Source organism: Alteromonas sp. a30 (assembly GCF_026788005.1).
GTDB lineage: Bacteria > Pseudomonadota > Gammaproteobacteria > Enterobacterales > Alteromonadaceae > Paraneptunicella.
Genome location: NZ_JABEPE010000012.1, coordinates 81906 through 94155, shown reverse-complemented (window position 1 = coordinate 94155; position 12250 = coordinate 81906). Strand labels below are relative to the sequence as shown.

Sequence of the window (12250 nt, the reverse complement as noted above, 5' to 3'; positions counted from 1 at the left end):
CAGGAATATCGCAGCCCAATCTCAAAAATTTGATCTAGATCAACTCCTCGAAAGCCTCACATTGAAGCCTCGCATTGTGCGGATTAGAATCGCGCGCTTTTGTATTTTTTAGGTGAATCTCATGAACGCGCAATTTGTACCCGAACTGCTGTCTCCCGCCGGAAGCTTACGCAATATGCGTTACGCCTTTGCATATGGTGCCGATGCGGTGTATGCCGGTCAGCCACGCTATTCACTTCGTGTACGTAATAACGAGTTCAGTGCTGAAAATTTGAAAATTGGCATTGATGAAGCTCATGCGTTAGGCAAGAAGTTCTATGTGGTCAGTAATATTGCACCCCATAATAAAAAAGTGGATACCTACCTAAAAGACATCAAACCCATTATTAATATGGGACCGGATGCGTTGATTATGTCGGACCCCGGCTTGATTATGTTAGTGCGAGAACATTTTCCACACATGCCAATTCATTTGTCGGTACAGGCAAATGCGGTGAATTACGCATCGGTGCAGTTCTGGGCAAAGCAGGGGGTTGAGCGCGTGATTTTGTCGCGCGAATTGGCGTTAGAAGAAATCCAAGAAATTCGCGAAAAGGCACCCGATACAGAATTAGAAGTGTTCGTTCATGGTGCATTGTGCATGGCTTACTCTGGGCGTTGTTTGCTTTCCGGTTACATGAATAAGCGCGATCCAAACCAAGGTACATGTACCAACGCTTGTCGCTGGAGCTATGATGTTAAGCCAGCGCAAGAAACCGAAACAGGCGACATCGTACATAAGGTGAGCCCTGAAAAAGTGATCCCAACATTAGGCGAAGGCACACCTACCGAGCAAGTATTTATGCTCGAAGAAGCAGAGAAACCCGGCGTGTATATACCTGCTTTTGAAGATGAACATGGCACTTACATTATGAACTCTAAAGACTTACGTGCCGTTCAGCATGTGCCACGTTTAACGCAAATGGGCGTGCATTCACTGAAAATTGAAGGCCGCACGAAGTCGCATTATTACTGTGCTCGCACGGCGCAAGTGTATCGTAAAGCCATTGATGATGCGGTAGCGGGTAAACCGTTCGATGCAACGTTAATGAACACCTTGGAAACCTTAGCACATCGTGGTTATACGGAAGGTTTCCTGCGCCGTCATACACACAACGAATATCAGAATTACGAAACAGGCAACTCGGTAAGCGATAAACAACAATTTGTTGGCGAAATTCTCGGACGTTGTGAAGATACCAGCATGGCGATTGTGGATGTAAAAAACAAATTTTGTATTGGTCACTCCATGGAACTCATGACGCCCTCGGGAAACATACAGTTTGCGCTCGAAAACATGATCGATAGCAAAGGCAATGATATTGATGATGCGAAGGGCTCAGGGCATCAAGTACGTATTCCGGTTCCTGCCGACATCGAACTGGAGTTCGCCTTACTGCTGCGTAATTTAGAAGAAGGGACGAACACGCGAAACCCCTTCCAATTTGTTGAAAGCCAGATTCAAACAGAATCCGTAAATTAAGAGGTGTAATGATGGCACTGTTAATTAAAGATAACTGCATTAATTGCGATATGTGCGAGCCCGAGTGCCCTAACCAGGCTATTTCTATGGGCGCAGAGATATTCGAAATCGATCCTACCCGCTGTACGGAATGCATTGGGCATTACGATAATCCAACTTGCGTCAGTGTGTGTCCCATTCGTTGTATTGTAGTCGATCCGAACAATAGAGAAACACTCGATGAATTAGCGGTAAAGTACGTGGAATTGACAAGCGCCAGCTAAGCAGTGGCGCAAGATTGTATAAGAATTATATTTGAATCAAAGAAAATATTTGATGAGTTCCAGTGCAATCCACCACATCATGATACCAATGCCGGCATCTAACCATTGCCACGTACGCGGCTTAGCGAAAAGTGGCGTCAGCATTCGTGAGCCGTAACCAAGGCTGACAAACCAAACTGACGACGCAACTAATGCTCCAAAAAGAAACCACGGCTTCTCGATAGGTGAAAGCGTGCCACCAATACCACCAACAATGACTAAAGTGTCTAAATACACATGAGGATTAAGCAAGGTAATAGCGAGTGTCATTGCGATAAGCTGGTTGCGTGTTTTCTGTGTGTTGTTTTCATGAAGTGCCAAATGACTCGTTCCCCGCCAAGCGCTCTTAAAAGCATTAAAGCCGTACCACAATAAAAAAGCCGCTCCTAACACTGCTAGAATTTGACTTAAAGAGGGCACTTTTTCTAGAAGGTATCCTAAGCCAAGCACGCCAGAAGAAATCAATAGCACGTCGCATAAGAAGCAAATAAGAATAACGCTACCAATATGTTGCTTTAATAGCCCCTGTTTCAGCACAAAAGCGTTTTGTGTGCCAATAGCCATAATCAGCCCGCCAGACACTAAAAACCCTTTAGTAAAAATTTCAATCATAAACACCTCACTTGAATGTGGACATTGTGTGGTGCGAATTCGCGAATGCACGTGTTGTTTGTTGGCTGTCATACTAGAGTGTTTCGCTTTATAATAAAAATTAAATAAACTAAAGTAATATTAAAAAATCTAATATCACTCGAGGGGGTAACGGATGCTTGATTACAAAACGCTGGAAGCATTTACCAACGTGGTCGAACAAGGTTCGTTTGAACGTGCTGCGGATTACATGGGGCTCACGCAATCAGCGGTTTCTCAGCGAGTCAAATTGTTAGAAAGCCGTTTGGGCAAGCCCGTGTTAATTCGAGGTGCAGAATTGTTAACAACGGAAGTTGGGCAAGCGTTGTTAAATCATGTGTCTAAAGTGCGATTGTTAGAAGAGCAACTATCCACAACCGTTGCCTTGCCAGATGCCGAAGCCGTGAGAATTCGACTTGCGGTGAATGCCGATAGCCTAAGTTGCTGGTGGTTTCCGGCGGTTGCCGATTATCTGGGTCGGCAAAATTTGATGCTTGATATCGTAATTGAAGACCAAAATTACGGGTTGGAGCGCATGAAAAAAGGCGATGTTTCCGCTTGTTTATGTACTTCTCCGAAGCCATTGCAAGGTGCGCGTTGTGCATTTGTGGGGGATTTAGAGTGCGCTTTGTATGCCAGCCCATCGTTTACAGCACGCTATTTTCCACAAGGATTAACAGCGGAAGCGGTGGCAAAAGCGCCAGCGGTAATTTATGGATATAAAGACGAATTACACGATGTTGTGATGAAAGATTTAGCAATAAAAGCGCGTTATCCTTTTCATGTTTGCCCTTCCTCGGACGGGATTGAACAAATGATTAATGCGGGCATGGCGTACGGCATTTTAGCTAGCAAACAAGCGCAACGAAGTGTGGATAGTGGTAAGTGCATCCGTTTAACCGAAATCGCCGATACACCTAGTTTGAATATTCCGTTGTATTGGCATTATTGGCGTCAAGGAACGGAACTGTTTGAAAAGCTCATTACTTTGATGCAAAAAGGGTTAGAGAAATAAAAATGCACGCCGAAGCGTGCATTTTGTATGAGTATTAGCTTTACAAAAACTATTCTACAATGATTGGCTCAACAGGAGGTTGAATGATGATTGGGTCATCAATAACCACTTCCTGTAATTCATCACCAACTTGCATTGCTGATAGACCAATCTCACGACCAATAGTTGTATTGGCACGAAGGATTGAAGCTAAGCTTGAAGACCAAATTAGCTTTCTTTGCTCGTCAGTAAGGTACTTAGAGCTTTCGTACCAGAAGCGGTCTGCATCGCGTAAAGCTTCAAATTGACGCTTCATGATAGTGAAGAATAACTCACCAACCATCGCTTCTTTGAAGTTATCTTCTGCAAGACCACCGGCCCATACGTCTAGGTCGTTGATGTTACCTTGAGAAGCCTTTGCTAAACGCTCTTGTAAATTAGGGTCAGACGTGATTTGTGAGTATTTCTCGTAAGGCTTAAGACCTAACTTCGCACGCATTTCGTTGTACGATAGTAAACCATGGTCACGACCACGTTGGATATTCAATGCCACTAAGTCGAAACCGCCATTTCCAGGGTTGCCGAACAAGAAGTTTTGAACTTCACCAACCACTTTAACGTCAATTTCTTGAGCTTGTTGCATCGCTTGACCACGTAATACTACATCGATGCCTTCGTTAAGAATGTGATTTGGGTTGAAGAACGCATCTCTAATTCTAAGGTGACCAGCAGGGATTTCCTTAAGGTTGCCGTCTAAACGAAGCAATCTTTCGTTTAACAAGCTGTGACCAAGACGGAATGCCGCAGTGGTGAACTCGTTAGACATTGAAGGATCGGCTTTCGGGTTGTATCCAGAATAAGGCGCTAACGCATCTGGACCTAAAAGAAGCGGTAAGAATTCAGTGTAAGTGATTTTCTGAATCTGACCACCAACAACCGCGCGAGCGTATTGGTAAATCTCTTCACCGCTCATGCTTGGGTTTTGAGAGCGTACCCAGTCTGCGATACGGTTATGTTCACGAACAAATAAGGTGTGGATTGCTGTTAAGCCAATTTGCTCGTTTGCACGAACGTCACCCGCTAAGAACAAGTCATCACCAGAGCCACCTGCGTTTGGAAGGCCGTATTTGTTGAATGGTAACAAGTTGCCTTTAGATACTTTCAAGCGACCTGTGCCATCGCCCGTTCTAAGAGCTTTCGCACGCTCATAGTCAGAACCGTAAACGTTTGAACCATCGAGCCAGTGTGTGATCTCGTTGATTTGTTCACGAGGGTTATTAGGTGAAGTACCTGTAGTCTCGTCGTAGATCGAACGGTTGAAAGACATGACCTGTGTGCCCGTTTGGTTCGGGTCAAAGAACGGGTCGCCAGTTGGGATAATGATGTCGTCATGTTCTTCTGGATGTGTACCTTCAGTTAAACCGAAGTCGTGGTCGATGAACTGACCCCACTGCCAGAACAAATCAGACGCTTTTTTGAAGTTAGGCGTGCTGTTTGATTGAGAGAACACAAGTGTACTCACCAAACGTGCTGAGTAACGGTTTTGACCACTTGGCTTTACAATGTCATCCGCGTAATCATTTGGTGTGAAACGAGCAAGATGTGTATGTGTTGCACCAAGCTCAGGAACATTTAAGTTGTTGTTGTAACCGTCGATGCTACGAACATCAACAGCAGTGCTGCCTAATGCTGAGATATTCGACTTTCTTACATTAGTACGGTCGATGTTACGAGCAGGTGAAGAACGGTTTTCTTTTTTCTTCGCCGCTTGTTCTAAAGAAGGTGATGCTTGTTCTTTAACTACTAATTCATTGCTTTGAGCGATTGCGCCAGCAGAAAGTACACCTGCTGCGATAAGCGTTAAGCTAAATTTTACAGTTCTACGCATGATAAACCTCCAAATCCAGGGGAATGTTGTTTGTAAAGGTAAAAAAAATACCTCGAAGAAAGATTTGCATAAATTTTTAGTCTAAACAAATATTAAATTAGGTATAATTTATATCATTTAGTTATTTATATTTATGTCACAATGTTTATTTTTAAAATTGGAGGTAAGGATACGTAAATTAATTTTATTGTTTAACGTTTGGAATAGGCGGTGACTTTGACTGTTAAGGAAGTGTTATAATTTTGTTGTTTGTGTGATAAATAGTTTAATAAACAGTAACTTATTTTGTGTTATTGGGCGTCTTAGGTAGAGGCTATGCTTAGTGCGTTAACGTTTTTTGGTCATTTTATTCAGGAAGGTATTAGTGCTTTTTCATACTTTAGTATATAGCGAAAATTGCAGTGTTATATGTATTTAAGTAAATTGGTAAATTATCGATTACCATGATTTGTTTTTCCTATTGATTGAAAATAAGGCGTAAAAATAGATAATATGGCTAAAAATATTCCTGCCCAATAAAAAAGAGCATGTTAGACATGCTCTTTTTACTTCCTTTATAGAGATTACTAAGCTTTCTTATTCTACGATGAAAGCGCTTGGACCAATCTCGTCACCAACGTTAGTGTTGTTTTTGATAACTTTCGCAAGTGTTGTGTCAGCAATAAGTGCTAACTCATCGTCGCTTAGGTCGTTCAAGTAGAAGAAACGGTCGCCATCACGAAGATCTTTAAATTGTTGAACCATGATGTTGAAGAATGTTTCACCAACCATTGCATCACCAAAGTTATCTTCTGCTAAACCACCAACCCATAAATCGATGTCATCAACTGTTGGGTAAGCTGCTTTCAAACGGTTCTTCACTTTCTGTACAGAAGAAATTTGGTTGAACGCAGTGATACGCGGTAGGCCAATTGCTTCACGAACATCGTTGTAAGTTGGTAGACCGTGGTCACGACCACGATGTAGGTTAAGTGCTACTAGGTCGAAACCGCCATCACCAGGTTGGCCGAACAAGAAGTTACGAACATCAGGAATAACGAATGCATCGATTTCCTGAGCAACTTGCATTGCTTGACCACGTAATACAACGTCGATACCTTTTTTGATGATGTGATCAGGACGGAAGAAAGCTCTTCTTAAACGTAAGCTGCCTACATCGTTAAGATCTTTGTCTAAACGAAGAATCTTCTTGTTCAATAAGCTGTGACCAAGACGGAAAGCAGCCGTTGTGAACTCGTTAGACATCGCAACGTGGATATCAGGATTGTAACCTGTGTATTCAGGAAGCGCGTTCTCACCTAAAAGAATAGGAAGGAACTCTTCGTAAGTGATTTTTTGGATTTCTGCACCAACAAGCTTACGTACTTTTTGGTAAATCTCATCACCACTTAAACTTGGGTTTAGGTATTTAATAGCGATTGCTAAACGGTTGTGCTCACGAACAAACAAGGTGTGCATTGCAGTCAAACCAATTTGCTCGTTTGCACGAACGTCACCTGCTAAGAATAACTCAGCACCAGAGCCACCTGCGTTTGGTAGGCCAGCAGTGTTGAATGGTAGCAAGTTACGGTCAGACACTTTCAACATACCAGTGCCGTCGTTTGCACGGATGAAAGCTTCACGCTGTGCATCAGAACCATATACGTTTGAACCGTCGATCCAAGTTGTGATTTCGTTAATTTGCTCACGAGGATTGTTAGGCGTAGTACCAGTAGTCTCATCGTAGATTGAGCGGTTAAACGCTAATGTAGCTGTACCTGTTGAATCAGGGTCGAACCATTTATCACCCGTTGGGATAATGATGTCTGCTGGTTCTTCAGGGTGTGTACCTTCTGTTAGGCCGAAATCGTGGTCGATGAACTGACCCCATTGCCATAGTAAGTCAGAAGCATTTTTGAAGTTTGGTGTGTCTGCATTTTGGCGACCGAAAATCAAATTACTGATTTCACGAACGTTAGGGCGATCTGCACCATTTACTTCAGAAATACCGTCAGCATAAGCCGCACGGCTTAAACGAGATAGGTGAGTGTGAGTCTCACCCATTTCTGGATCAGAAAGGTTGTTGTTACTACCGTTGATAGTACGGTAGTTAATACTTGTTTGTTCTGCGTCAGTTGCGTTTGTTGTAACAACGTTAGAACGGTCAATGTTACGAGCAGGTGACGCGCGGTTGATTTTTCTTTCTTTAGACGCTTCCTGCAAAGTAGTTGAAGTTGTTGGTTTTACTACTGTATCCAAGGAGTTAGCTGCATTCGCATACGTAGCTGCCAATGTGGCTGCTGCAACTAACGTTAAACTGAATTTTACCGATTTCCTCATGGTCATTCTCCGGTAGTGGTTGTTGTGACGTTGGTAAATATTGCTACCGGGATTGAAGTTGTCATAAACAGGGATTTTCTCGGAAATAACCAGAGGGAATAAAATATAATCTTGGGTTATATATGAAATAGTGTTTATGTTAACTATTTGGTAACGTTATTTCGGGAATTGGTAAATTAAAGTCATAAAAAGGTTGCGACAAAATTTGCTCTTAATTTGGGTGTGTCTATATCCCTTTTATATATCTAAGACCGAAAATATATCTTTGTGGTCAAATTGTCACAATCCGCACAAAATGTAACCGAAACTAACGATTTTGTAGCATTGGGTTATAAGTCAATTAAAATATTTATGCCCAAATCGGTTGCAAAGGTGTCTAGCCTAAACGTATAAGAATCCTCAAACTCTTACGTTTATTCGTTAATTCAAAAAGCAATGGAAATAATAAATAATTTACCGATTAGCTCCATTATATTTTTCGATTAGCATTAATTATGACTTCAAAGTATCCATTTTTAGGGGTTTTGGCTTTTTAAGTGTCTAGCTTGGAATGCTGACCTATTCGAAAACGATATGGGAGTTTTGGTATGAGAAATGATAAATAAAAGACTAAAACTTAACGTTGGTGTCGTCCATATGACATAATTTTGTTGGGCGTGTTTTTTTCTAATTTTCGATAAAATTGGACAAACCGTTCGGCTGGGTGTAAATAAAAATTTACGATGAAATAGTAAAAAAATAATTTTACTTACCTTTTTAATGCAAGTTTTTTTAGTTTTGTCATGTTGAATTGGTAACTTAAATATACCTAATGATCGGGGTTTATACCTTTGCAGAGCAGGTTTTTTAGAAACTAATGAAGATTTCGGTAAAGAAAAGCGTTATGAAAGTAATAAAAAACGCCCCTGTAACCGTTAGTTCAGGGCGTTCTTACAAGGATTTTAGGCGTTTAACTTGAAAAAATCGCGGCTATTGTGATGCCTAAAGGCGTTCCGATTATGTAACCTGCTACTCCAGCTAATACTCCGGGAGTCGCTAAAGCAGGCCAACCTCTTGCCACTGCAAGCGCTGGGGCGGTGGTCGCGCCAAGAATAGCGGCATTAGACGCAGTAACGATTTCTGGTAAAGACAAGGCAAAGAGGTTTTTATCGGGGTTGGATGAAAATCGTTGTGCGGCTTTAGCGATTAGACTGCCAATAACTAAGATGACAAACAAGTGAATGGCCAATAATATAAGTACATAAGCCATTAGTATTGGTGCCGCCGAAATAAGTTTTTTAACATCGGCTCCCGCTGCAATGGCTGCAAAGAAGACAAAAGCAAGAACCAGCCCGAGTGTTTCTGCACCATGCATTTTTGCGGTCTTCTTAGGAAATAAAGACGCGGGAATAATTGCTAAGAGCGTGATGAATATGTAACGCAAGCGGTTCATATCAAATCCGTTGAACGCTGTATTTAACCAAAGTACCAATAAATCGGAAATGGCAACAACGGCAAAGGAAAAGGTTAGTGCGGCTGCAATGCTAAAACCAGTAACGTTGGACTGACCCGTTGGACTACTCGTTTCTTCTTCGGTTTTAATACTATGATCGCGGGTAGCAAACTTCGACATCAGCCACTTCGACGCGGGCATGATTGCCAATCCGGCTAGAAAGACCGCACTCATCAAGTTATCAACAGCGGTTGCCGCAGAAATAATATTGGCATCATCAAATCCAGTCGATTGGATTACCGCAGCATAGTTTACTGAGCCTCCAGTATAAGTTGCTGTAAAGATGCCAGCTAAATCACCTTCCTTACTACCTAAATCTAATAACTGAATACCAACCACTGCACCTAGTGCTGTACCGAATGAGGCTAGAATAAATGCAATCCCAACCCGTCCGCTTTCCACAATGATGCGTTTGATATTGGCATTGACGAGAAAAAGAGGAATAAGTGCAGGGACGAAATAGTTGAAAACAAATCCATAAAAAGGGGCGTCTTTGGGAATGAGGCCGATATTCGATGCAACTATAGCAGCAAGTATTGCCCAAACTGCGCCTGTTACCATGGCCCCCCATTTACGCTTCTCTGCCCAAAAACCAAAAAACGCAATTGAAAATAGTGAAGCTGCAACAGCGAAGTGTTGTTCTGCCGAAATTAAACTGGTATCCATATTTCTTTTCTTATTATAGCTACATCAATTCGGCACATTAGGCCACGGCACGTTGCCATTTTCCAATCTAATTTGTGCTTACTTATTCCGTGCCCGAAATGATCTGTACTTGGGCAATATCTGTGTCGCCTTTAAGCACTTTGTAGATGCCATCTTGAATGAGTGTGCGCATCCCATCTTGAGTGCTTTGTGCTTTAAGTCCTGATACAGAAGCTTCCTTATAGACCAGAGCACGCAATTCCGGTGTCATCGATAACAGTTCATGTACGCCTGTTCTGCCTTTGTAACCCGTGCCGCCACAAGAATCACATCCCTTTCCTTTATATAGGGTTAGTTCTGGAGTGATATTCAGTTCGTGAGATAACGCTTCCCCGTACTGACGTTTAATAAACTCTATTTCCGATTGGTTGGCCTGATAAGGTTCTTTGCAGTTTTTACAAATAGTGCGAATTAGGCGTTGAGCCAAGATACCAACACAGGCGTCTGAGAAGTTAACTGGGTCGAGACCCAAATCGAGTAAACGCGTTATGGTTTCGGGCGCGGAGTTTGTATGAAGGGTTGAGAGCACTAAGTGACCTGTTAACGATGCTTCAATACCAGCGTGTGCGGTTTCTTTATCACGCATCTCGCCTATTAAAATGATGTCGGGGTCGGCACGCAGAAAAGCGCGAAGAGCACTGGCAAAAGTGAATCCTATCTTAGGACTGACTTGTACTTGCTGTAGCCCAGGTTGCGTGATTTCCACGGGATCTTCTGCTGTCCATATCTTTTTCTCGGGCGTGTTCAGATACCCTAAAACGGCGTGAAGTGTTGTCGTTTTCCCCGAGCCGGTTGGTCCCACGACTAGTAAAATACCATGTGGCTTTTTGACCATGGTCTTTAACATTTCCATGTTGCGTGGACTCATATTGAGTTTGTCCATAGGCATAGCGCCACCGGCAGCGAGAATTCGCATCACTACACCTTCTCCGGCAACGGTTGGGATAGTGGCCACCCGAACTTCGACAGATTTACCCTGCATTCTAAATGCAAGCTTGCCATCTTGGGGGATACGCTTCTCTGCAATATTAAGGTTTGCCATGATTTTGATTCTGGCAATAACGGCGCTGTGGTGTGATGCAGGAATTTGCGTAATGTCTCGGCACACACCATCAACCCGCATTCTTACTCGTGTTGGTGCCCCTTTTTCTGCATCTATATGAATATCGGATGCATCCATACGCTTGGCATCATGTAAAATTCGACTGACTAGCCTGACTACGGCTGGAGCATCGTCGGAAAGCTCATCTGTTTGTTCGTCTAAGTCGTCTGTGCTGGTACTGATCTCATCAAGAATGTCGTCCATTTCGCCAGGGCCTTTGTGACTGGCTCCGGCTTCCCCTAAATATTGAAGTATGTCATCTGGCAAACCAACACTGATTTCATAGCTTTCAATGCCAAGTGCCCGTTCGACTTCCATGAGCAAAGCCGCATTATTTGGCTCGGCCATAACCACAAAAGGGGATTCGGCTGCGTCGGCAATAACGGCGACTAAATTGCGTTTAAGATACGAAAGGTTGAGTCGGCTTTCACTCTGAAATAGGTGATATTTGTCGGGGAGGTACGCTAAATAAGGCACTTGATAATGCACAGACAATGCTTGACCAATCTCATTTTCAGGAATGCGATGTTCTGAAATTAGTCGTTGTACGATTTGTTTATGTTCTTTACTTGAACTCATAAGTTGTTCAAGAGCAGACTCACTTATTTGATTTCGATGCACTAGGTATTGAAATGGCTGCTTGGTTCCGCCAAGTTCAAAACGGAATTTATTACCGAGCAAAGCGGCGAGGTCATTAGCAATACCCAAGTCATTGTCATTAAATGTGCCTTGCTTCTTATTAATAAACTGGACAACGCCGAGCAAAACGCCTGCATTTAATATAGGAACACAAAGAATGTCGTGAGTGGTAAATGAGCTGGTTTTATCAAATTTGTTTTCGAACTTTAATCTCGGATGAATTTGCTTTAATTCACCTGCATCGTTTACGTCGGATATGATGAGCGGTTGTTGGCTGAGGGCGACAAATCCTGCAATTGACTGAGGGCTGATGGCGACTTTTATCTCGCGAATCTCATCGCCTGTTTTAAAGCGAGCGACTAAGTCTAGATGCTGTCTGCGTCGTTGGAAAATACTCATACGCTCGGCGTCAAATAAGCCAAGCACCAGAGGCTCGAGCTTTTGATAAGCGTCTAGCAGTGAGTTGTGCTGCTCAAGCAAGTTGTCGATTTGAGACAGTATGATTTTGTTTTGTTCTTTATTCATATCCATTCTTTATATTATGAATGTGACGATAATCCATTATCGCTTGAGTTTGTAACCCAAGGTGAATCGACATACTAAATATTAGTACCTTCAGGCCCTAATAACTTTTGATCTCATATCCTTTTTAAGGGT

8 protein-coding genes are annotated in these 12250 nt (G+C 42.7%); 3 read left to right on the top strand and 5 right to left on the bottom strand.

Translation table 11 applies throughout. The features are described 5' to 3' along the window. The first annotated feature begins 121 nt into the window (after positions 1–121). Positions 122–1522, top strand: a complete 1401-nt coding sequence (trhP, locus tag HJG39_RS12850) for a prephenate-dependent tRNA uridine(34) hydroxylase TrhP (protein ID WP_268409640.1) — start codon at positions 122–124, stop codon at positions 1520–1522. Between the two features lie 11 nt (positions 1523–1533). Further along, positions 1534–1785 carry a YfhL family 4Fe-4S dicluster ferredoxin gene (locus tag HJG39_RS12845; RefSeq protein ID WP_268409678.1) on the top strand — a complete coding sequence of 84 codons (252 nt, stop codon included), beginning with the start codon at positions 1534–1536 and terminating at the stop codon, positions 1783–1785. 36 nt (positions 1786–1821) lie between these two features. On the opposite strand, the gene HJG39_RS12840 is transcribed toward HJG39_RS12845, so the two are convergent. After that, positions 1822–2436 carry a LysE/ArgO family amino acid transporter gene (locus HJG39_RS12840; RefSeq protein ID WP_268409639.1) on the bottom strand — a complete coding sequence of 205 codons (615 nt, stop codon included), beginning with the start codon at positions 2434–2436 and terminating at the stop codon, positions 1822–1824. A 154-nt stretch (positions 2437–2590) separates the two neighbouring features. On the opposite strand from HJG39_RS12840, the gene HJG39_RS12835 reads away from it, so the two are divergent. After that, positions 2591–3469, top strand: a complete 879-nt coding sequence (locus HJG39_RS12835; RefSeq protein ID WP_268409638.1) for a LysR family transcriptional regulator ArgP — start codon at positions 2591–2593, stop codon at positions 3467–3469. A gap of 49 nt (positions 3470–3518) precedes the next feature. Here the strand turns inward: HJG39_RS12835 and HJG39_RS12830 are convergent, their stop codons facing one another. The 4 genes from HJG39_RS12830 to HJG39_RS12815 form a co-directional block, all read right to left on the bottom strand. Next, entirely contained in the window at positions 3519–5336 is a 1818-nt protein-coding gene (locus HJG39_RS12830; RefSeq protein ID WP_268409637.1) for a peroxidase family protein, read from the bottom strand. A 576-nt stretch (positions 5337–5912) separates the two neighbouring features. After that, positions 5913–7655, bottom strand: a complete 1743-nt coding sequence (locus tag HJG39_RS12825) for a peroxidase family protein (RefSeq protein WP_268409636.1) — start codon at positions 7653–7655, stop codon at positions 5913–5915. A 949-nt stretch (positions 7656–8604) separates the two neighbouring features. Then, positions 8605–9813 carry a DUF819 family protein gene (locus tag HJG39_RS12820; protein WP_268409635.1) on the bottom strand — a complete coding sequence of 403 codons (1209 nt, stop codon included), beginning with the start codon at positions 9811–9813 and terminating at the stop codon, positions 8605–8607. Positions 9814–9895: 82 nt separating this feature from the next. Continuing rightward, a complete protein-coding gene (locus HJG39_RS12815; RefSeq protein WP_268409634.1) occupies positions 9896–12118 on the bottom strand; it encodes a GspE/PulE family protein in 2223 nt (740 codons plus the stop codon). Positions 12119–12250 lie beyond the last annotated feature (132 nt).

Bases quoted from the DNA above. Each gene is read 5' to 3' on its own strand.
- trhP (WP_268409640.1), top strand. From the start codon at position 122: ATGAACGCGCAATTTGTACCCGAACTGCTGTCTCCCGCCGGAAGCTTA.
- HJG39_RS12845 (WP_268409678.1), top strand. From the start codon at position 1,534: ATGGCACTGTTAATTAAAGATAACTGCATTAATTGCGATATGTGCGAG.
- HJG39_RS12840 (WP_268409639.1), bottom strand. From the start codon at position 2,436: ATGATTGAAATTTTTACTAAAGGGTTTTTAGTGTCTGGCGGGCTGATT.
- HJG39_RS12835 (WP_268409638.1), top strand. From the start codon at position 2,591: ATGCTTGATTACAAAACGCTGGAAGCATTTACCAACGTGGTCGAACAA.
- HJG39_RS12830 (WP_268409637.1), bottom strand. From the start codon at position 5,336: ATGCGTAGAACTGTAAAATTTAGCTTAACGCTTATCGCAGCAGGTGTA.
- HJG39_RS12825 (WP_268409636.1), bottom strand. From the start codon at position 7,655: ATGAGGAAATCGGTAAAATTCAGTTTAACGTTAGTTGCAGCAGCCACA.
- HJG39_RS12820 (WP_268409635.1), bottom strand. From the start codon at position 9,813: ATGGATACCAGTTTAATTTCGGCAGAACAACACTTCGCTGTTGCAGCT.
- HJG39_RS12815 (WP_268409634.1), bottom strand. From the start codon at position 12,118: ATGAATAAAGAACAAAACAAAATCATACTGTCTCAAATCGACAACTTG.